We start from the raw sequence: 19342 nt of genomic DNA, 5'->3' as shown, positions 1-19342 counted from the left end.
AGGAGCACAGAACCACATGCGTATCGGAATCCTCGGCCTCGGCCGCATCGGCGCCTTCCACGCCGAGACCCTCGCCGGACTCGACGCCGTCGGCTCGCTCGTCGTCGCCGACCCGTTCGCGGACGCCGCGAAGGCCGCCGCCGAGCGGTTCGGTGCCGAGGTCGCGGACTCGCCGCAGGCGGTGCTGGCCGCCGGTGTGGACGGTGTGGTGATCGCGGCGGCGACCGACGCCCACCCGGACCTGATCCTGGCCGCCGTCGAGGCCGGGGTGCCCGTCTTCTGCGAGAAGCCCGTCGCCCGCACCATGGCGGAGGGCGTCGAGGTGCTCAAGGCGCTCGCGGGCCACGACGTGCCGGTCCAGATCGGTTACCAGCGCCGCTTCGACGCCGGGTTCGCCGCGGCGCGGGCCGCCGTGCGCGGCGGTGAGCTGGGGCCGCTGCACACCGTACGGTCGACCACGCTGGACCCGGCGCCGCCGCCCGCCGCGTACGTCGCCGCCTCCGGGGGCATCTTCCGGGACTGCTCGGTGCACGACTTCGACTCGATCCGCTGGGTGACGGGCCGCGAGGTGAGCGAGGTCTACGCCGTAGGCGGCAACCGCGGCGCCGACTACATCCGGGAGGCGGGCGACGCGGACACCACCGGCGCGACCCTCACCCTGGACGACGGCACCATCGCGGTGGTCTCCAACAGCCGCCACAACGCCCGTGGTTACGACGTCCGGATGGAGGTCCACGGCTTCGACGACTCGATCGCCGTCGGCCTGGAGGACAGGCTGCCACTGCGCTCGGTCGAGCCGGGCACGACGTTCCCGGCCGGTACTCCGCACGACTTCTTCATGGACCGCTTCACGGCCGCCTACCGTGCGGAGCTGACCGCGTTCACCGAGGTCGTCGCCGGTGCCCGCACCTCGCCCTGCACGGTCGAGGACGCGCTGGAGGCGGGCTGGATCGCCGAGGCGTGCACGCTGTCGCTGCGCGAGCACCGGCCGGTGACGATCGCGGAGGTACGGCGCGGCTGAGCCGCAAGCGACGGGTCCACGGTCCGGCGGGCTGCCCGGTCAGCCCGCCGGCTCGCTGATGTTCACCATCCAGGTGACGCCGAACCGGTCCCGGCACATGCCGAAGACGTCGCCCCACATCTGCTTCTCCAGCGGTACGTCGACCGAGCCGTCGGCGGACAGCTTCTCCCAGTAGCCGCGCAGCTCGGCCGCGTCGTCGCCGCTGAGGCTGACCGAGAAGTTGTTGCCCGGACGGTGCTCCTGCCCGGGCGGCATGTCGGCGCCCATCAGGGTGAAGCCGCTGGGGGTCTCCAGCATCCCGTGCATGATCTGCTCGGCCTTCGGGCTGTCGGACATGCCGGCCGAGCCGAAGGTGTTCAGCGCCAGCGTGCCGCCGAACACCTGCTCGTAGAACTCCATCGCCTGACGGGCGTCGCCGTCGAAGCTGAGGTAGGGGTTGAGACGCGAGGACATGGGTGCCTCCCGGAACGGGACGAGGTGTCAGTGCTGGCACGCTAACGCGCGCCACTGACAACGGCCCGCCGAGCGGCGCACCGGCGGGACGCTCCCCGCCGGTGCGGCCCGTCTCAGGCGCCGCAGGAACGCAGGAACTTCCGGGTGCGCACCGCGATGGGCAGCGGCTTGTCCGGCTCGCAGGGGTACATGTCCTGCTCGACGATGGCGAACAGGTCGACGCCGAGTTCCTGGGCCGCCGTGAGTACCGGGCCCAGCTCCGGCACGCCGCCGGGCGGCTCGCACATCACGCCGCGCTGCACGGCCGGGCCGAACGGCACCCCGCCCTGGCGCACCCCAGCGAGGATGTCCGGGTCGACCTGCTTCAGGTGGAGGTAGCCGATGCGCTCGCCGTAGGTCTCGATCAGCTTGACGCTGTCGCCGCCGCAGTAGGCGTAGTGGCCGGTGTCCAGGCACAGGTTGACCAGGCCGGAGTCGGTGGCGTCGAGGAAGCGCTCGACGTGCTCCTCGGTGTCGATGTGGGTGTCGGCGTGCGGGTGGACGACGATGTCCAGGCCGTAGGTGTCCCGCACCTCGCGGCCCAGGCGTTCCATGCCGCGGGTGAGGTGGCCCCACTGCTCGCCGGTCAGCTCCGGCGGCTCCAGGATCTCGGCGGTCTTGTCGTCGCGCCAGAAGGACGGGATGACGACGAGGTGTTTCGCGTCCATGGCCTGGGTGAGGGCGGCGACGCGGCCGACCTGTTCCCAGGTGGCGTCCCACTCGGAGGGGCCGCGGTGCAGCCCGCAGAAGATGGTGCCCGCCGAGACCTTGAGGCCGCGCCGGGTCACCTCGTCGGTGAGCCGGGCCGGGTCGGTGGGGAGGTAGCCGTAGGGGCCCAGCTCGATCCAGTCGTAGCCGGCCTCGGTGACCTCGTCCAGGAACCGTTCCCACGGCACCTGCCGGGGGTCGTCGGGGAACCAGACGCCCCAGGAGTCGGGGGCCGAGCCGACGCGGATGCGGTCGAGGGCAGAGGGCATGCTCAGGCCTTCCCTTCGGCGGTGCCGGATGCGGTGCTGTCGGGTGCTGTGCTCTCGGTCTTGGCGGTCCTGTCGGCAGTATCGGGTGCGGCGGGCTTCGCCGCAGCGCCCGCGTCGTCGGGGAGCGCCTCCACGTCGACGCCGCCGACCTGCGCCAGCTCGTGCTTGAGGGCGGCCAGTTCGGCGCCGCCCGCCATGTGGTTGGTGAGCGCTTCGAGGGTGATGTCGGCGCGGGCCGCGCTCAGTTCGAGGGTGCCCAGGCGCAGCACGCTGAAGTGGTCGCCGACCATGTAGGCGTGGTGGGGGTTGTGGGTGATGAAGATGACGCCGAGTCCGCGCTCGCGGGCGGCGGCGATGTACTTGAGGACCACGCCGGACTGCTTGACGCCGAGGGCGGCGGTGGGTTCGTCCAGGATGAGGACGCGGGCGCCGAAGTAGACGGCGCGGGCGATGGCGACGCACTGGCGCTGGCCGCCGGAGAGGGTGCCGATGGGCTGTTCGAGGTCGTCCAGGACGATGCCCATGTTGCGCAGTTCCTCGTCGGCGGTCCGCTTCATGCGGGCGATGTCGAGGCGGCGCACGGGCCAGGGGCCCTTGGTCATCTCGGAGCCGAGGAAGAAGTTCCGCCACACCGGCATCAGCGGGATCGTGGCGAGGTCCTGGTAGACCGTGGCGATGCCGCGGGCCAGCGCGTCGCGCGGGGTGCCGAAGCGCACGGCGTCGCCGTCGACGAGGAACTCGCCCTCGGTGTGCTGGTGCAGCCCGGAGATGATCTTGATGAGGGTGGACTTGCCGGCACCGTTGTCACCGAGCACGCAGGTCACCCGGCCGGGATGCACGGTGAGGTCGACGCCGTGCAGGGCGCGGATGTTGCCGTAGGACTTGCCGGCCCGGCGCAGTTCGACGAGCGGGCGGTCCTGCTCGGGTGCGGGGTCGGCCAGGACGGCGCCGTGGGTGCCGGGGGCTGCGGGGGTCTTGCTGGTCATTTCCGATCACCTCCGGGTCGCGGCGCGGCGGACGTACAGGTTGATGAGGACGGCGCCGAGGAGCATCACGCCGAGGAAGGCCTTGAACCAGTCGGGGTTCCAGCCCGCGAAGACGATGCCCTGGTTCACCATGCCGAACATGAAGGCGCCGAAGACGGGGCCGATCGCGGAGCCGTAGCCGCCGGTGAGCAGACAGCCGCCGATGACGGCCGCCGCGATGTAGATCAGCTCCTGGCCGACGCCCTCACCCGACTGCACGGTGTTGAAGGAGAACAACTGGTGCATGCCGACGAACCAGGCGCCGAAGCCGACCAGCATGAACAGCGTGATCTTGGTGAAGGTGACCGGCACGCCGACCGCGCGGGCGGACTCCTGGCTGCCGCCGACGGCGAAGATCCAGTTGCCGTACTTGGTGCGCAGCAGGACCCAGGTGGCCAGGGCCGCGAAGACCAGCCACCACACCACCGTGATCTTCACCTCGACACCGCCGACGTCGAAGGACGAGGCGAACAGGGCCTTGGCCTGGTCGAAGCCGTCCATGTCGCTGATGTCGTCGGTGGCGACGTTGCCGGTGACGAGCTTGGTCACTGCGAGGTTGACGCCCTGGAGGACCAAGAAGGTGGCCAGCGTGACCAGGAAGCTCGGCAGGCCGGTCTTCACCAGCACCCAGCCGTTGAAGGCGCCGACGGCGAGCGAGGCCACCAGGGCGACGACGACGCCCATCCAGACGTTCATGGTCAGCTGGTAGCTGAGCATGCCCGCGGTGAGCGCGGAGGTGACCACGGCGACACCGGCGGACAGGTCGAACTCGCCGCCGATCATCAGCAGCGCGACGGGCAGCGCCATGATGCCGATGGTGGACGACTGGTACAGCACCGTCGCCATGGAGCCGCCGTCGCGGAGGGTGGGCGCGGCGATCAGGAAGAAGACGAACACGGCGACGGCGCCGAGGAAGACCCCGACCTCGGGCCGGGCGAGCACCCGCAGCGCCACGGAGCGCTCACGGGTGCGCCCGTCGGTCTGCCCCGGGCCGGGGGCCGGCGGTGTGGTCACCGCCGGCTCAGCCTGTTGGGCCATGCTCATCACCGGGTGCCCTTCGAGGCGAACTCGGCGACGGCCTTGACGTTGGTCTTGTCGACGAAGGCCGGGCCGGTCAGCACCGGCTGCTCACCGCCGCCGCTGTAGTTGCCGTTGTTCTTGTAGAGCCACAGTCCGTCGACCGCGAGGTAGCCCTGGAGGTAGGGCTGCTGGTCGACGGCGAACTCGATGTCGCCCTTCTCGATGGCCCCGGTCAGTTCCTTGTTGAGGTCGAAGGTGGCGACCTTGGCCTTGCTGCCGGACTCGTCCACCGACTGCACGGCCGTCATGGCGAAGGGGGCGCCGAGCGTGATCAGGTGGTCGATGCCGCTGTCCTGCTTGAGCTTGGCGGAGACGGTCGACTTCACCGAGGGCATGTCGGTGCCGTTGACGTAGAGGTTCTCGATGGACCCCTCGAAGGTCTTCTTCACGCCGTCGCAGCGCTGGGTCAGGCCGACGTTGCCCTGCTCGTGGATGACGCAGACGGCCTTCTTGGCCCCGTCCTCGTTGAGCCGCTTGCCGAGCGCCTCGCCGGCCACGCTCTCGTCCTGGCCGAAGAACTCCATCAGGCCGAGCTTCTTCCAGTCCGCCAGACCGGAGTTGAGCCCGACCACGGGTATGCCGGCCTGCTCCGCCTTGTCGAGGACGCTGCGCAGGGCGTCCGGCTTGGCGAGGGTGACGGCGATGCCGTCGACCTTCTGGTCGATCGCGTTCTGCACCAGGTTGGCCTGGTTGCCCGCGTTCGGGTCGGCGGAGTAGACGAGCTTGACGTTGTCCTTGTCGGCGGCGGCCTGGGCGCCCTTGCGGACGATGTCCCAGAAGGTGTCGCCGGGGGCCTGGTGGGTGACCAGGGCGACCGTCATGCGGGGGGTGTTCGCCTTGCCCGCGGAGGCGCCGGAGTCGCTCTCCTCGTCGGCCTTCTTCCCGCCCGAGCTGCTGGAGCAGCCGGCGAGGGTCAGGGCCGCGGCGGCGGCGAGGGCCACGGCAGGGGCGAATCTGCGGGAGCGGGCGTGCGAAGAGCGGTCCATCTTTTCCTGCACCTCACTGTGCGACTGTGCGACGGGAGAGCCGTGTGCCTGACCCGAGTGCCAGACCCGAGAAGAATGGCTGTTGCTGCGCTGGGACCGGATACAAGTCCTTGGGACGCCCACTGTCAATACTTTGTCAAGACATCATTTCACTCGCAGGTCCGAATGTAAGTACAAAGTATTGACAGCGTCGTCCAGGAGTCATACACCTTGGGAGGCGGCAGGCCCCCGCCCAGCCAAAGGAGCGTCGCACATGGCCGAGTCAGTCCCGCGTTTCGATCTGATCACGATGGGCCGCATCGGGGTCGATCTCTATCCTCTCCAGACGGGCGTACCCCTGGCGGAGGTTGAGACCTTCGGCAAGTTTCTCGGCGGTTCGGCCTCCAACGTCGCGGTCGCGGCCGCCCGGCTCGGCCGCGCCACGGCCGTCATCACCCGCACGGGCGACGACCCCTTCGGCGGCTATCTGCACGGCGCGCTGAAGGAGTTCGGCGTCGACGACCGTTGGGTCACCCCGGTCGCGGCCTACCCGACCCCGGTGACGTTCTGCGAGATCTTCCCGCCGGACGACTTCCCGCTCTACTTCTACCGCCGCCCCAAGGCGCCGGACCTGGAGATCCACCAGGAGGAGCTGGACCTGGACGCGATCCGCGCGGCCTCGATCTTCTGGATGACCGGCACCGGACTGAGCGAGGAACCGAGCCGCACGGCGACGCTGGCCGCCCTCGCCCACCGCGCCAAGTCCGGCACCACGGTCTTCGACCTGGACTGGCGCCCCATGTTCTGGGCCGACCCCGAGCAGGCCCGCCCGTACTACGCCGAGGCGCTCGCGCACGCGACCGTCGCGGTCGGCAACCTGGACGAGTGCGAGATCGCCACGGGCGTGCGTGAACCCCGCGCCTGTGCCGAGGCGTTGCTGGCGGCCGGTGTGGAGCTGGCCGTCGTCAAGCAGGGCCCGAAGGGCGTCCTCGCCGTGCACCGGGACGGCCGGTCGGCCGAGGTGCCGCCGGTCCCGGTCGAGGTGGTCAACGGCCTCGGCGCGGGCGACGCGTTCGGCGGCTCCCTGTGCCACGGTCTGCTCTCCGGCTGGGAGCTGGAGCGGATCATGCGGTACGCCAACGCGGCCGGCGCCCTCGTCGCCTCCCGTCTCGCCTGTTCCTCCGCGATGCCCACCGAGGCGGAGGTCGACGACCTCCTCGCGCGAGCCACTCCCTGAACGGAGCAACGTCTTGTCCCCCAGCATCTCCAGCATCCCGGACCTCACCGCGGTCCGCGCCCGGCACCCGGAGGCGATCGCCGAGGCCGCGGCCCGCCGGGTACGCCGCCCGCTGATCGGCGACTCCGGCCGCCTGATGATCGTGGCCGCCGACCACCCGGCGCGCGGCGCGCTCGGCGTCGGCGACCGGGGGTTCGCCATGGCCAACCGGGCCGACCTGCTGGAACGCCTGTGCACCGCGCTGTCCCGGCCCGGCGTCGACGGGGTGCTCGCCACCGCCGACGTGCTGGAGGACCTGCTGCTGCTCGGCGTGCTGGAGAACAAGGTCGTCATGGGCTCGATGAACCGCGGCGGACTCGCGGGCGCCGCCTTCGAGATGGACGACCGCTTCACCGGCCACCGCGCCGAGGACATCGCCCGGCTGCGCTTCGACGCGGGCAAGCTGCTGCTGCGCATCGACTACGACGACCCCGGCTCACTGGCCACGATGGAGGCGAGCGCCCGGGCGGTCGACGCCATGGCGGAGCGCCGACTGCCGTTGTTCGTCGAGCCGTTCATGTCCCGCCGGATCGACGGGCGGGTGCGCAACGACCTGTCGGCCGAGGCCGTGACCCGCTCGATCGCCATCGCCTCCGGTCTCGGCGGCACCTCCGCCTACACCTGGCTGAAACTGCCCGTCACCCGCGACCCGGACGACATGGCCGAGGTCCTGGAGACCTCCACACTGCCCGCGGTGCTGCTCGGCGGCGACATAGGGGGCTCCCCGGCGGACCAGAGCGCGGCCTACGAACGCTGGCGCAAGGCGCTGAGACTGCCCACCGTGCAGGGCATGGTGGTCGGCCGCTCGCTGCTCTACCCGGCCGGGGGCAGTGTGGAGGAGGCGGTGGACACGGCCGTCGGACTGCTGTGACCGACTGCTGTGACCGAGGAGAGGCGGAGGAGCGGACGATGACGTATCACCTTCCCGCGGGCAAGGCGGCGGCCGACGGCCCGTACGCCGTGGACGTGACGCCGGAGAGCGCGGGCTGGGGCTACTCCAGCCTGCGCGTGGTGAGCCTGCCGCCCGGCGGCAGCCACACCTTCGACAGCGGCGAGAGCGAGTGGATCGTCCTGCCGCTAAGCGGCGGCTGCACGGTCGCGACCGCCGACGACTTCGGCCGGGAGAGCTTCGAACTCGACGGCCGTGACAGCGTGTTCAGCGGTGTCACGGACTTCGCGTACGTCCCGCGCGACGCCCGCACGACCCTGACCTCCAGAGGCGGCGGCCGGTTCGCGCTGACCGGCGCCCGCTGCACCCGCCGTCTGCCCGCCCGCTACGGCCCGGCGTCCTCCGTGCCGGTGGAGCTGCGCGGCACCGGGAACTGCTCCCGGCAGGTCAACAACTTCGGTGCGGCGGGGGCGTTCGAGTGCGACAAGCTCATCGCCGTCGAGGTCCTCACGCCGGGCGGCAACTGGTCCTCGTTCCCGCCCCACAAGCACGACGAGCACCGCCCGGGTGAGGAGTCGGTGCTGGAGGAGATCTACTACTTCGAGTTCGCGGCCCACGACGGCATCCCCGGCCTCGGCTACCAGCGCGTCTCACCGTCCGGGCAGGGTCAGGGGACCGACGTCCTCGCCGAAGTGCGCGACGGGGACGTCGTGCTGATCCCCGACGGCTGGCACGGTCCGTCGATGGCGGTCCCCGGCCACCACATGTACTACCTCAACGTCATGGCGGGGCCGGAGGCCGACCGCGCCTGGCTGATCTGCGACCACCCCGACCACGCCTGGATCCGGGACACCTGGCCCGACCGGCCGGTCGACCCCCGACTCCCCCTCTACACCGCACCGGAGAGGTCCGCATGAGCGCCGCCGCCACCCGCCGACTGACCACCGCCCAGGCCCTGGTGCGCTTCCTGGCCGCGCAGTACACCGAACGAGACGGCGTGCGGCGCCGCCTGATCACGGGCACCTGGGGCATCTTCGGCCACGGCAACGTGGCGGGTCTCGGCCAGGCACTCGTGGAGTACCGCGAGATGATGCCGTACCACCAGGGCCGCAGCGAGCAGGCCATGGTGCACGCGGCCGTCGGCCACGCCCGGCAGCTGAGCCGCCTGTCCGCGCAGGCGGTGACGACCTCCATCGGCCCCGGCGCCACCAACCTGGTCACCGGGGCCGCGCTCGCCACGGTCAACCGCCTGCCGGTCCTGCTCCTGCCCGGCGACTACTTCGCCTCGCACGCCGCCGACCCGCTCCTCCAGCAGCTGGAGCACCCGGTCGAGGCCGACGTGTCCGTCAACGACGCCCTGCGGCCGGTGTCCCGGTACTTCGACCGGATCACCCGCCCCGAGGCCCTCGTCGCCTCCGCGCTCCAGGCGATGCGCGTGCTCAGCGACCCGGCGGAGACCGGCGCCGTCACCCTCGCACTGCCCCAGGACGTGCAGGCGGAGGCGTACGACTGGCCCGAGGAGTTCTTCGCCGACCGGGTGTGGCGGGTACGCCGCCCCGCCCCCGACCCGGCGGAGCTGACCGAGGCGGTCCGGGCGGTCCGGTCCGCCGCCCGCCCGCTGATCGTCGCGGGCGGCGGTGTGCACCACAGCGAGGCGGAACAGGCCCTGAAGGCACTCGTGGACGCCACCGGCATCCCGGTCGCCTCCACCCAGGCCGGCAAGGGCGCGCTGCGCCACGACCACCCGGCGGACCTCGGCGGCATCGGCCACACCGGCACCGCGGTGAGCGACTCCCTCGCCCGCAGCGCGGACCTGGTGATCGGCGTCGGCACCCGCTACACGGACTTCACCACCGCCTCCGGCACCCTCTTCCAGCACCCGGACGTCCGCTTCCTGAACCTCAACATCACCGCCTTCGACGCCCACAAGCTCGCCGCCGGCACCCTGGTGTGCGACGCGCGGTCGGCGCTCACCGCGCTGACGGCGGCGCTGTCCGGGCACCGGGTGGACGCGGCGTACGAGGCGGAGTACCGCACCGGGAAGGCCCGTTGGGACGAGGCGGTCGAGGCGGCGTTCCGCGCCGACGACGACGGCGCGGTGCCCACCCAGACCCAGGTGCTGGGCGCGCTGGACGGCATCGTCGGCGACGAGGACGTGGTGATCAACGCGGCCGGCTCGCTCCCCGGCGATCTGCACAAACTCTGGCGGGCCCGCTCCCCGCGCCAGTACCACCTGGAGTACGGCTACTCCTGCATGGGCTACGAGATCCCGGCCGCCCTCGGCGTCCAGCAGGCCGCGCCCGGCACCCCCGTGTGGGCGCTGGTGGGCGACGGCACGTACCTGATGAACCCGACCGAGATCGTCACCGCGGTGCAGGAGAACCTGCCGGTGAAGCTGGTCCTGGTCCAGAACCACGGCTACGCGTCCATCGGCGGCCTGTCCGAGTCGGTCGGCGCCGAGCGCTTCGGCACCGACTACCGCCACCGCGTCGCCGACGGCTCCTTCACCGGCGCCCCGCTCCCCGTCGACCTCGCCGCCAACGCGGCCAGCCTCGGGATGGACGTCCTGCGTGCCAAGACGGTGCGGGAGCTGCGCGAGGCACTGGCGACGGCCCGTGCGGCGACCCGGCCGACCTGTGTGTACGTCGAGACGGCGCCCCCGTCGGTCACTCTCCCGGCGGAGGCCTGGTGGGACGTGCCGGTGGCCGAGGTGTCCGCCCGCGAGGCGGCCACGGGCGCGCGTGCGGCCTACGAGCGGGCCGTCGCCGACCGCCGCCGCCACCTCTGACGCCCCCGGCTCCCCCGACAGCCCGTCCCCTACGCAAGGGAGGTACGTCCATGGCGAAGACCGGCGACCCCGCACGTGCCGCGACCGCCCCCGCGACCGGAACCCTGGACTTCGCCCTGGACCGGAGCAGTCCGGTGCCGCTCTACTACCAGCTGGCCCGGCAGTTGGAGGCGGCGATCGAGCACGGCGTCCTGGCACCGGGGAACCTGCTGGGCAACGAGGTCGACCTCTCCGTCCGCCTCGGTCTGTCCCGGCCGACCGTCCGGCAGGCCATCCAGTCGCTGGTCGACAAGGGACTGCTGGTCCGGCGGCGCGGGGTCGGCACCCAGGTGGTGCACAGCCAGGTCAAACGCCCGCTGGAACTGAGCAGTCTCTACGACGACCTGGAGGCGGCCGGACAGGGCCCCGGAACCCGGGTGGTGCGCAACGAGGGCGTTCCGGCCACCGCCGAGGTCGCCGCGGCCCTCGGCGTCGCGGAGGGCACCGAGGTGACCGTCCTGGAGCGGCTGCGCCTCACCCACGGCCAGCCGGTGGCGATGCTGTGCAACCACCTTCCGGCGGGTCTGCTGGACCTCGACGACGCCCGGCTGGAGTCGACCGGCCTGTACCGCATGATGCGCGCCCGCGGCATCACCCTGCACAGCGCCCGCCAGACCGTCGGCGCCCGCATCGCTTCCCGCGAGGAGGCCGGGCTCCTCGGCGAGCAGGAGGGCGCCGCGCTGCTCACCATGCAGCGCACGGCGTACGACGACACCGGCCGGGCGGTCGAGTACGGCACACACGTCTACCGCGCGTCCCGGTACGCGTTCGACTTCCAACTGCTGGTCAGGAACTGACCGGGCTCAGTGGACCGTGTCCAGGCGGGCCCGCTGGTCCGCCGTCAGCTCCAGCTCCACGGCGGCCAGGTTCTCCTCCAGCTGGGCGACCGACGAGGCCCCGGCCAGCGGCACGATCGGCAGTTCCGCGCCGATCTGCCAGGCGAGGACGACCTGGTTGACCGTGGCCCCGGTCTCCCGGGCGACCTCGCGGAGCACGGCGAGCCGGGCCGGGGTGCCCGGGTGGTCGTAGTCCGGGGGCAGCGGCTTGTCCTCGCGGACGTAGGAACCGGCCAGCAGCGGCGAGTAGGCGACCAGGGTCAGCTCCGGCTCCGCCCGCAGGTAGCCGAGGAGTTCGGCGCCGGCGTGGCCGAGGCTGCCGTACGGGGAGAACTCGCTCGGCACGTCGAAGCGGGGCCGCAGGTGGCTGTGCTGGTACTGCAGCACCTCGTAGCCGGGCAGTCCGGCCGCGGCGGCCAGGGCCCGCGCCCGCTCGACGCGCCACATCGCCTGGTTGCTGACGCCGAGCAGTCCGACGGTGCCCTCCGCGACCAGTGCGCCGAAGGCCTCGACGGTCTCGCGCTGCTCCACGGTGAAGTCGTCGATGTGGGCGTACAGCAGGTCGAGTTTGTCCACTCCCAGCCGTCGCCTGCTGCGGTCGGCCGCCTCCCGGATCACCTGGGCGGACAGGCCCTCCGGGTTGTCGGTGTAGCCGGTGCCGGGCGCCAGCGGGCGCGCCCCTAGCTTGGTGGCGATCACGACCTCGTCGCCGATGCCGCGGCTGCGCCGCCAGCGGCCGAGGAGTTCCTCGCTCTGGCCGCCCTGGCCGCCGTCGGTCCAGAAGGCGTAGTTGTCGGACGTGTCGATGAAGTTTCCGCCGGCCTCCACATAGCGGTCGAGGACGGCGAACGAGGTCTTCTCGTCGGTCAGCGAGCCGAACAGCATCGCGCCGAGGGCGAGCACGCTCACCTCGCGGCGGTGCGCCGGGTCGGCGCCCATGGTCCGGTATTTCATGGTGTTCCTCCCGATGAGCACCCGGTCGTCCGGGCACGGGAGGGAGTCTTCATTTTGAAGTGCGCTTCAAGTCAAGCACTCAGTAGTCTCGGCTCGCGTGAACAGGCGAAAGCACAAGAAACTGTCCCGGCGTCTCGTCGACGCCGCGCTCGTCGGTGAGCCGGCGCGGGTGCGGGCCGCGCTGCGGGCCGGAGCGCCCGCCGAGACGGCGGACGCGGCGGGGAGCACCCCGCTGTACCTGGCGTCCGTGAACGGGGACGCCGACATCGTCCGCGTGCTGCTCGCGGCCAGTGCCCGACCGGACACGGAGAGCGGGATCGGCTCGGAGGGCACGCCGCTGTGCGGGGCGGCCTGCTGGGGACACACTGAGGCCGTCCGCGCGCTCCTCGAGTACGGGGCCGACCGAACCTGCGCGAGGACCACGGCACGGGCTGGGCGCCGCTGGACTGGGCGTCGAACGGGCCGCACCAGGAGACGGCGGACCTGCTCGTCGCCGCGGGGGCGCGGCCGCGGGACTGACCACCGGGAGGGGCGGCACGAAGAAGGGCCGTCACGGACTCGCGTCCGTGAAGGCCCTGCACACCGTCGGGACGACAGGATGTGAACCTGCGACCCCTTGACCCCCAGGAGTGCGGGCTACGGGGCGCAGTCCCACAGCCAGCTCCGAGGGCGCTGTCAGTGGCCAGCGTTACCGTGAGAGATCAGCCAGATCGGTTCGTGGCCTCGAAGGGCGGCAGGCATGGGTGCCGTGGAGTGGCCGACGGATCCAGGGGCCTAGGAACAGGCCGTCGCCGTCCTCCTCAGTTGCATGGCGTCCGCAACTCCTGCGCGTCGATGGATCAGACCGCGATAGCGGCAGAGACGCACAGCCCTTGGGTTCAGCAGCGCTGCTGAACCCCATCAGTTGGGACGCCCCGGGACCTGCCGGCCCAGCTGATCGTTACCGCCCCAGCAGGCAAGCGCCTCGCCGTACTCGGGCTCCATATGACATCCATCTCCATCCGCTCCGGCTCCCACGGAGGAACCCTTACGGGAGCCGACTCCACAGGAGCCAACAGCTGCGAGCGCAAGTCCTACAAGACCGACTTGTCCGACGTGCAGCGGGCGCTGATCGAGCCGGCGATCGCCGCCTGGAAAGCCGCACACCCCTCTGTCAGCGGCCACCAGGGCCGGTACGAGATGCGGGAGATCGTCAACGCGCTCCTCTACCAGGGCCGCACCCGCTGCCAGTGGGACCTACTTCCGCACGACCTGCCGCCGCGGTGACGTACTACTTCACCACGTGGCGCGACGACGGCACCGACCAGACTATCCACGACCTGCTGCGCTGGCAGGTGCAGGAGAAGGCGCGGCGGAAAGCGGACCCGAGCCTGGTAGTGCTCGACACCCAGAGCGTGCACGCGGCGGCCGGGGTGCCCGCGGGGTCGACGGGGCGTGACGCGGCAAAAGAAGTACCGGGCCGCAAGGGCGGCCTGGCCGTTGACGTGTTGGGGCTGGTGATCGCGGTAGTCGTAGCTGCCGCGTCCGTGCACGACAACGCCGCCGGCATCGCGCTGCTGGACAAGGTCACAGCCGACACCGACACCGCACAGAAGGCCCTGGAAGCTCAGCCAGCTGCCGGAGCGGTTGAGGAAGACTGCCGGGTTGCGTCGACGTCGGGCCAGGGAGTCCGCTCGTTCAGCCACCGCTCGAGTACCGAGGCCGCCCGTCAGCAGTCTGTCAGCTCACCGGTCCTGACGGGCGTACCGGCCGGGAGCCGATCCGGTAACGCGGGAGAACGCGGTGCTGAAGGCGGTGGTCGAGCCGTAGCCGATCTCTCGGGCGATCTCGGCGATCGACTGATCCCCCTGTCGCAGAGCGCGTTTGGCCATGGCCATCCGCCAGGACAGCAGGTACTCGATCGGCGTCAGGCCCACGCGCCGGACGAACCGCTGGGCCAGGACCGATCGTGAGACCCGTGCCTCGGCCGCCAGGGTCGCCACCGTCCAGGGCCGGGCGGCGTTCGCGTGGATCGCGCGCAGGGCAGCCGCCACCGGGGGGTCGCCCAAGCCGGCCAGCAGGTTGGCCGGGGGCTTCTCCAGCGTCGCTGGAGCGCTGCGCAACGCCTCCACCAGCATCACCTCGACGAGCCGGGTCAGCACCAGCGACGCACCGGGCCGGTCCGCGGCGCTGGCCTCGTCGCCGATCAGCTCGAGCAGGCGCGCGATCCGCCCGGCGCCGTCAGTGTCCGCCCGCAGGTGGACCACGGTCGGCAGCAGGTCCAGCAGGAGATCGGCGTTTTCCGGCTTGATCGCGAAGTGCCCGGCGAGCAACTGCACTGCCGTCCTTCCTTCGCTGCCCAGTCTCAGATGGTTGTCCTGGGCGCCGGCCAGCGCTCGTTCCCCGTCGACGACGTCCTCACCGGTGTCCTCGCCGATGTCACTGCTGAAGGTGAAGGCGGGTGGGCCCGACAGAAGCAGGAAGTCTCCCTTCGCGAGCCGGACCGGGGCTCCCTCGCACTGCAGCCAGCAGTGGCCGACGGTGACCACACCGAAGTTGACGTCGGGATTAGCTGCGAACCGCAGCGCCCACCGCCCGGAACCCTCGATCTGTTTCCAGAGGACGACGCGCGGGTGCAGCAGACCGATCACATCGGTCAGAGGATCGGCCATTCGGACTCTCGCTAACTAATTGAAGATATTCAATAATAGACAGTCCGGACCGATGGCGTCGAGACTCGATACATGAGCACACAGACCCGCAAGACCGTCCTGATCACCGGCAGCTCGTCAGGGTTCGGCAAGGCCACGGCCGCGCTCTTCCTGGACCGAGGTTGGAACGTCGTCGCGACGGCCCGCCGCCCGGCGCCGGAGGGCCACCTCGGCCCGGACACCGAGCACCTGCTGTCCTGCGCGCTGGACATCACCGACCCGGAGTCGATCCAGGCCGCCCTTGGGGACGCACTGGTCCGCTTCGGCCGGCTCGACTGCGTCGTCAACAACGCCGGCGCCGGGCTGTTCTCCGTCTTCGAGTCCACCCCGATGGCCACTGTCCGGGCGCTGTTCGAGACCAACGTCTTCGGGATGATGCAGGTGACGCAGGCCGCCCTGCCGATCCTCGCGGCCCGGGACAGCGGGAGCCTGATCACGATCAGCTCCGGAGCCGCGATCGTCCCCGAGCCGCTGCTGTCGGTGTACAGCGCCACCAAGTTCGCCGTCGAAGGCTTCACCGAATCCCTGCGCTACGAGGCAGCCGCGCGCGGAGTCTCGGTCAAGCTCGTCGAGCCCGGGCTGGTGCGGGGAACCAACTTCCTGGCCCGCACCGCCGAGAGCTCTCAGGCTGTCCCCGTCGCCGCCGGCTACGAAGCGCTCGTGCAGCAGGTGATGGGCGCGTTCGAGCAGGAGTGGCCCTACCGGCTCGCGACCCCTCAGACGGTGGCCGAAGTCGTCGTCGCTGCGGCCGGCGACGACAGCACGCAGCTTCGGTACCTGGTCGGCGAGGACGTCGAGATCTCCGCCCGGATGCGGCGCGAGACGTCCGAGAAGGACTACAACGACTGGGCCCTGGCCCGCGTCGGCGCTCAGTGAGGTCACCGGTCGCCCGCCCTTTCACCCCCTGATTCATCAGGAGAAGAACCATGAACACAGAGATCGAGTTCCCTTCGTACGAGGGCGCCCTCACGCTGCGAGGCACCTCCTATGTACCTGACCGGACGAGCGGCCCGGTGCCCGTGGTGATCATGACCCACGGGATGGCCGACTCCGCCGATCGGCTGGCCCCGGCGGCCCAGTGGCTTGCCGACCACGGTTTCGGGGTGATCCTGTACGACCACCGCGGCTTCGGGCCCAGCGATGGTCAGCCGCGCCAGGAGTTCGACCCGATCACCCAGTGCCGGGACATGCAGATGGCCATCACGTTCGCGCAGTCCTGCAGCGCCTTCGATGCCGACCGCGTGGCGCTGTGGGGGACGAGTTTCAGCGGTGGCCACGTGCTGGCCGTCGCCGCAATCGACACCCGCGTCAGAGCCGTCGTCTCGCAGGCTCCCTGGATCGCGGGTAGGGAGATCGCCCGTCACATCCTGGGTTCAGAGGGTCTGGCTGCCTTCCGGGAGGTGTTCAACGCCGAGCGCCGGACCCTGCTCGCAGGAGGAAGGCCGTCGCTGTCTCCCGTCGTACGCCACCCCGACGCAACGGACGGTGGGTTCGCGCTCGTCGACACCCAGGAAGGCTACGACTACATGATCAGCGGACCAGTCGGGCTGCCGAAGGCCTGGCTGAACTCGTTCACGACCCGCTCGCTCGAGCACGCGATCGAGTTCGACGTACGTCCGTACGCCGGACGGATCGGCACAACCCCACTACTGATGATCACCGGTTCCCGCGACCGCCTGATCCCGGCCGAGCTGGTACAGGAGTTCTACGACGCGGTGATCGGGCCCAAGCAGCTCACCGTCATCGACGCGGAACACCACAGCCTCTACATGCCCGGCAGCGGATTCGAGGAGTCGATGGAGGCCAGCACCCGCTGGTTCGCCACACATCTGATGCCCGAAGTGGCCCCGGCCACGGCCGGGTAGCTCCCGGCCTCGGCCAGGTCGGCATGCCTCATGTTCCCAGCGAGGGAAGACCCGACTCCGCGCTCCCCTCACTGATCGGTCAATCAGCAGTCGGCGACTCCCTGGCGCTCACCAAGCGCGACCAGCACCTCGTGCTGTACACCGCGCCGCCACAATCGCGTCACGCGGAGGCTCTCGCTCCTCTGAGCGGGTGGTACGTGAGTTGACGGCCGCTTCTCCCTTTCGGGAGGGCAACGGGCTGGCCACAGGGTTCCTCCGCGGCTGCCGCCAGCGGGTCTCACGCTCGTGGGCCTGATGCAGGTTCGGGTGACAGGTTCGGTCACGCGGCCTGGAGGGTCGGCGTGGGCATGGCGGTCTCGAATTCGACGGGAGTCAGCCGACCGAGCGCATCCTGTCCGCCTGCCCCGATCCCGGCGCCCGCCTGTTCACCGGACCGCGCGACGGACGCATCTCCACGCCGTCCTGCGCGATGCCACACACTGGGACGACGTGGTCACCAAGCTCGGCTACGAACACCTGCGCCGAGACGACCTCCGGCACACCGGACTGACCTGCTTCGCCGACGCCGGAGTCCGAGTACCCGTCCTGCGCAGGATCGCCGGCCACGGGTCCCCGACCACCACCCAGCGCTACCTGCACCCGGACGTACACGAAGTCACAGCCGCTGGCGCAGCATTCTCCGCCCACCTCAGCGTGCTCCGCGCACCACGCTCGCTGCCGGGCCCGGTCGTCATGACTCGCTGACGCGGTCGAGGACGCCGGTCCCCAACTGGTCCCCAAGAATGGTCAAGGGCCGGTTTCGGATACCTCCGAAACCGGCCCCGACCTGCGACTCATATGAGTCGGGACGACAGGATTTGAACCTGCGACCCCTTGACCCCCAGTCAAGTGCGCTACCAAGCTGCGCCACGTCCCGGTGTGCTCACACGCGGTGCACCGCGTGATCACGCGACAGCACTTTACCCCACACTCCGGGCCACGCCTAAGCGGGCACGGGCGAGGGACAATCGGTGCCATGGACAGCCCTGCCGACAGCCCCGTGGACAGCACCGCCTCCGACCGTCCGGCGGACGGACGGGACCGCGACGACGAGGGCCGGGCGCGCAACGCCCGGCCGCGGGACGGGCTCGGACGCCCGCTGCCGTACGGGGCGGACGGCGTGCCCCGCCAGCCCGAGGGGGTCGTACGGGCCCCGGACGCGACGGTGGCCGAGGCGCAGCGGCTGCTGGACGAGGGGAAGCCGTTCCACGCGCACGAGGTGTTCGAGGACGCCTGGAAGTCGGGGCCCGAGGAGGAGCGGGGCCTGTGGCGGGGGATGGCCCAGCTGGCCGTCGGGCTCACGCACGCGGCGCGCGGCAACGTCACCGGCGGGCCCAGGCTGCTGCGGCGCGGTGCGGGCGCCGTCACCGAGTGGGCGGCGTCGGGGGCCGGGCGGGAGCGGCCGTACGGGATGGATCTCGGCGCGGTCGCCGGGTGGGCCCGGGAGCTGGCGGGCGACGTGGAGGGCGGCGCGTCCGTGGACGCGGCGGCGCGGGCGCCCCGGCTGCGCGGCTGAACCCGGTCCGGGTCGCCGCCGGTCCGGGGCACCGCCGGGGCGGCCCGGCCGGAGTGCGGTCGGTGGCGTACGGCAGACTCGTGGCGTGCGGACAATTCATGTGATCGGTATCGGCGCGGGCGACCCCGAGCAGCTGACGCTCCAGGCCGTCAGGGCACTGCGCGGCACGGACGTGTTCTTCGTCCTGGACAAGGGCGAGGCGAAGTCCGACCTGGTGCGGCTGCGCCGGGACATGCTGGAGGCGCACGTACCGGAGGGGACCTACCGGGTCGTCGAGGCGCGCGACCCCGAGCGGGACCGGAGCGCGGGCGGCGCGGCGTACTCCCCCGCCGTCGGGGACTGGCGCAGCGCCCGGGCCGGCATCTACGAGCGGCTGATCGCCGAGGAGCTGGGCGAGGAGGAGACCGGCGCGTTCCTGGTCTGGGGCGACCCCGCGCTGTACGACAGCACGCTGGGCATCCTTCAGGAGATCCTGGAGCGCGGCGCGGTGGCGTTCGAGTACGACGTCGTGCCCGGCATCAGCAGCGTCTCCTCGCTGGTCGCCCGGCACCGGACCGGGCTGAACCGGGTGGCGCGCCCGGTGCAGATCACCACGGGGCGGCGGCTCGCCGAGGGCTTCCCCGAGGACGCGGACGACGTCGTCGTGATGCTGGACGCGCACCAGGCCTTCCGGCGGTACGCGGACCAGGACATCGACATCTACTGGGGCGCCTACCTGGGCACCCCGGACGAGATACTCGACTCCGGCCCGATCGCCGAGGCCGCGCCCCGCATCGAGCGGATGCGCGCCGAGGCCCGGGAGCGCAAGGGCTGGATCATGGACACCTATCTGCTGCGGCGCAACCCGCGGGACCGGTAGGACGAGCCCCGGACCACCGGCGGACGGCACC

17 protein-coding genes, 1 tRNA gene and 3 pseudogenes are annotated in these 19342 nt (G+C 71.3%); 13 read left to right on the top strand and 8 right to left on the bottom strand.

What is annotated here, in order from left to right:
* Nucleotides 1–16: 16 nt before the first annotated feature.
* The gene (locus ACH4D3_RS05025; RefSeq protein WP_398316387.1) at nucleotides 17–1021 is read left to right on the top strand and encodes a Gfo/Idh/MocA family oxidoreductase; all 1005 of its coding nucleotides are present in this window, start codon (nucleotides 17–19) and stop codon (nucleotides 1019–1021) included.
* Between the two features lie 39 nt (nucleotides 1022–1060).
* On the opposite strand, the gene ACH4D3_RS05020 is transcribed toward ACH4D3_RS05025, so the two are convergent.
* The 5 genes from ACH4D3_RS05020 to ACH4D3_RS05000 form a co-directional block, all read right to left on the bottom strand.
* Nucleotides 1061–1474, bottom strand: a complete 414-nt coding sequence (locus tag ACH4D3_RS05020; protein WP_398316385.1) for a VOC family protein — start codon at nucleotides 1472–1474, stop codon at nucleotides 1061–1063.
* 113 nt (nucleotides 1475–1587) lie between these two features.
* Complete coding sequence (locus ACH4D3_RS05015; protein WP_398316383.1) at nucleotides 1588–2490, bottom strand: sugar phosphate isomerase/epimerase family protein; 903 nt, start codon at nucleotides 2488–2490, stop codon at nucleotides 1588–1590.
* A 2-nt stretch (nucleotides 2491–2492) separates the two neighbouring features.
* Nucleotides 2493–3476, bottom strand: a complete 984-nt coding sequence (locus ACH4D3_RS05010) for an ATP-binding cassette domain-containing protein (protein ID WP_398316381.1) — start codon at nucleotides 3474–3476, stop codon at nucleotides 2493–2495.
* 6 nt (nucleotides 3477–3482) lie between these two features.
* A complete protein-coding gene (locus tag ACH4D3_RS05005; protein ID WP_398316379.1) occupies nucleotides 3483–4559 on the bottom strand; it encodes an ABC transporter permease in 1077 nt (358 codons plus the stop codon).
* Nucleotides 4559–5581, bottom strand: a complete 1023-nt coding sequence (locus ACH4D3_RS05000; RefSeq protein WP_398316377.1) for a sugar ABC transporter substrate-binding protein — start codon at nucleotides 5579–5581, stop codon at nucleotides 4559–4561. Before ACH4D3_RS05000 ends, ACH4D3_RS05005 begins: the two co-directional genes overlap by 1 nt.
* Nucleotides 5582–5834: 253 nt before the next feature.
* On the opposite strand from ACH4D3_RS05000, the gene iolC reads away from it, so the two are divergent.
* The 5 genes from iolC to ACH4D3_RS04975 are packed head-to-tail and all read left to right on the top strand — an operon-like array spanning nucleotide 5835 to nucleotide 11349.
* Nucleotides 5835–6797 (top strand): 5-dehydro-2-deoxygluconokinase, encoded by a 963-nt coding sequence (gene iolC, locus ACH4D3_RS04995; protein ID WP_398316375.1) that lies wholly within the window; start codon nucleotides 5835–5837, stop codon nucleotides 6795–6797.
* A gap of 13 nt (nucleotides 6798–6810) precedes the next feature.
* Nucleotides 6811–7707: a deoxyribose-phosphate aldolase gene (locus ACH4D3_RS04990; protein WP_398316373.1), complete on the top strand. Its 897-nt coding sequence runs from the start codon at nucleotides 6811–6813 to the stop codon at nucleotides 7705–7707.
* A gap of 38 nt (nucleotides 7708–7745) precedes the next feature.
* The gene (iolB, locus tag ACH4D3_RS04985; protein ID WP_398316371.1) at nucleotides 7746–8642 is read left to right on the top strand and encodes a 5-deoxy-glucuronate isomerase; all 897 of its coding nucleotides are present in this window, start codon (nucleotides 7746–7748) and stop codon (nucleotides 8640–8642) included.
* Nucleotides 8639–10513 carry a 3D-(3,5/4)-trihydroxycyclohexane-1,2-dione acylhydrolase (decyclizing) gene (gene iolD, locus ACH4D3_RS04980; protein ID WP_398316369.1) on the top strand — a complete coding sequence of 625 codons (1875 nt, stop codon included), beginning with the start codon at nucleotides 8639–8641 and terminating at the stop codon, nucleotides 10511–10513. Before iolB ends, iolD begins: the two co-directional genes overlap by 4 nt.
* 50 nt (nucleotides 10514–10563) lie before the next feature.
* Nucleotides 10564–11349, top strand: coding sequence for a GntR family transcriptional regulator (locus tag ACH4D3_RS04975; RefSeq protein ID WP_398316367.1), 786 nt, complete (start codon nucleotides 10564–10566; stop codon nucleotides 11347–11349).
* A gap of 6 nt (nucleotides 11350–11355) precedes the next feature.
* Here ACH4D3_RS04975 and ACH4D3_RS04970 read toward each other — a convergent pair whose 3' ends face one another.
* Nucleotides 11356–12342, bottom strand: coding sequence for an aldo/keto reductase (locus ACH4D3_RS04970; protein WP_398316365.1), 987 nt, complete (start codon nucleotides 12340–12342; stop codon nucleotides 11356–11358).
* A gap of 97 nt (nucleotides 12343–12439) precedes the next feature.
* On the opposite strand from ACH4D3_RS04970, the pseudogene ACH4D3_RS04965 reads away from it, so the two are divergent.
* Together ACH4D3_RS04965 and ACH4D3_RS04960 are read left to right on the top strand one after the other, a co-directional pair.
* Nucleotides 12440–12861 (top strand): annotated as a pseudogene (locus tag ACH4D3_RS04965) (ankyrin repeat domain-containing protein).
* 567 nt (nucleotides 12862–13428) lie between these two features.
* A pseudogene (locus ACH4D3_RS04960) lies at nucleotides 13429–13952 on the top strand (transposase); the annotation flags it as partial.
* 114 nt (nucleotides 13953–14066) lie between these two features.
* On the opposite strand, the gene ACH4D3_RS04955 reads toward ACH4D3_RS04960, so the two are convergent.
* A complete protein-coding gene (locus ACH4D3_RS04955) occupies nucleotides 14067–14993 on the bottom strand; it encodes an AraC family transcriptional regulator (protein ID WP_398316363.1) in 927 nt (308 codons plus the stop codon).
* 72 nt (nucleotides 14994–15065) lie between these two features.
* Here ACH4D3_RS04955 and ACH4D3_RS04950 point away from each other — a divergent pair, with 72 nt between their 5' ends.
* From ACH4D3_RS04950 to ACH4D3_RS04940, 3 genes and pseudogenes are all read left to right on the top strand, one after another.
* Nucleotides 15066–15908, top strand: a complete 843-nt coding sequence (locus tag ACH4D3_RS04950) for an SDR family oxidoreductase (protein WP_398316361.1) — start codon at nucleotides 15066–15068, stop codon at nucleotides 15906–15908.
* A 50-nt stretch (nucleotides 15909–15958) separates the two neighbouring features.
* Complete coding sequence (locus ACH4D3_RS04945; protein WP_398316359.1) at nucleotides 15959–16897, top strand: alpha/beta hydrolase; 939 nt, start codon at nucleotides 15959–15961, stop codon at nucleotides 16895–16897.
* A 379-nt stretch (nucleotides 16898–17276) separates the two neighbouring features.
* A pseudogene (locus ACH4D3_RS04940) lies at nucleotides 17277–17641 on the top strand (tyrosine-type recombinase/integrase); the annotation flags it as partial.
* A gap of 98 nt (nucleotides 17642–17739) precedes the next feature.
* Here the strand turns inward: ACH4D3_RS04940 and ACH4D3_RS04935 are convergent.
* Nucleotides 17740–17813: transfer RNA gene (locus ACH4D3_RS04935), tRNA-Pro, on the bottom strand.
* Between the two features lie 99 nt (nucleotides 17814–17912).
* Here ACH4D3_RS04935 and ACH4D3_RS04930 point away from each other — a divergent pair.
* Entirely contained in the window at nucleotides 17913–18452 is a 540-nt protein-coding gene (locus ACH4D3_RS04930; protein WP_398316357.1) for a DUF309 domain-containing protein, read from the top strand.
* A gap of 85 nt (nucleotides 18453–18537) precedes the next feature.
* A complete protein-coding gene (cobF, locus tag ACH4D3_RS04925; protein ID WP_398316355.1) occupies nucleotides 18538–19311 on the top strand; it encodes a precorrin-6A synthase (deacetylating) in 774 nt (257 codons plus the stop codon).
* Nucleotides 19312–19342 lie beyond the last annotated feature (31 nt).

Origin of the sequence: Streptomyces sp. NPDC018026, from assembly GCF_044327745.1 — a bacterium.
Classification (GTDB): domain Bacteria; phylum Actinomycetota; class Actinomycetes; order Streptomycetales; family Streptomycetaceae; genus Streptomyces; species Streptomyces rubrogriseus.
Note: the sequence above shows the minus strand (reverse complement) of the source record. Positions and strands in the feature narration are given on the sequence as shown.

What these genes read in the sequence shown, in the direction of transcription:
- ACH4D3_RS05005 (WP_398316379.1), bottom strand. Translation starts at nt 4,559, where the DNA reads ATGAGCATGGCCCAACAGGCTGAGCCGGCGGTGACCACACCGCCGGCC.
- ACH4D3_RS05000 (WP_398316377.1), bottom strand. Translation starts at nt 5,581, where the DNA reads ATGGACCGCTCTTCGCACGCCCGCTCCCGCAGATTCGCCCCTGCCGTG.
- ACH4D3_RS05025 (WP_398316387.1), top strand. Translation starts at nt 17, where the DNA reads ATGCGTATCGGAATCCTCGGCCTCGGCCGCATCGGCGCCTTCCACGCC.
- ACH4D3_RS04945 (WP_398316359.1), top strand. Translation starts at nt 15,959, where the DNA reads ATGAACACAGAGATCGAGTTCCCTTCGTACGAGGGCGCCCTCACGCTG.
- ACH4D3_RS05020 (WP_398316385.1), bottom strand. Translation starts at nt 1,474, where the DNA reads ATGTCCTCGCGTCTCAACCCCTACCTCAGCTTCGACGGCGACGCCCGT.
- ACH4D3_RS05010 (WP_398316381.1), bottom strand. Translation starts at nt 3,476, where the DNA reads ATGACCAGCAAGACCCCCGCAGCCCCCGGCACCCACGGCGCCGTCCTG.
- iolC (WP_398316375.1), top strand. Translation starts at nt 5,835, where the DNA reads ATGGCCGAGTCAGTCCCGCGTTTCGATCTGATCACGATGGGCCGCATC.
- iolD (WP_398316369.1), top strand. Translation starts at nt 8,639, where the DNA reads ATGAGCGCCGCCGCCACCCGCCGACTGACCACCGCCCAGGCCCTGGTG.
- ACH4D3_RS04955 (WP_398316363.1), bottom strand. Translation starts at nt 14,993, where the DNA reads ATGGCCGATCCTCTGACCGATGTGATCGGTCTGCTGCACCCGCGCGTC.
- ACH4D3_RS05015 (WP_398316383.1), bottom strand. Translation starts at nt 2,490, where the DNA reads ATGCCCTCTGCCCTCGACCGCATCCGCGTCGGCTCGGCCCCCGACTCC.
- ACH4D3_RS04975 (WP_398316367.1), top strand. Translation starts at nt 10,564, where the DNA reads ATGGCGAAGACCGGCGACCCCGCACGTGCCGCGACCGCCCCCGCGACC.
- ACH4D3_RS04930 (WP_398316357.1), top strand. Translation starts at nt 17,913, where the DNA reads ATGGACAGCCCTGCCGACAGCCCCGTGGACAGCACCGCCTCCGACCGT.
- ACH4D3_RS04950 (WP_398316361.1), top strand. Translation starts at nt 15,066, where the DNA reads ATGAGCACACAGACCCGCAAGACCGTCCTGATCACCGGCAGCTCGTCA.
- ACH4D3_RS04970 (WP_398316365.1), bottom strand. Translation starts at nt 12,342, where the DNA reads ATGAAATACCGGACCATGGGCGCCGACCCGGCGCACCGCCGCGAGGTG.
- iolB (WP_398316371.1), top strand. Translation starts at nt 7,746, where the DNA reads ATGACGTATCACCTTCCCGCGGGCAAGGCGGCGGCCGACGGCCCGTAC.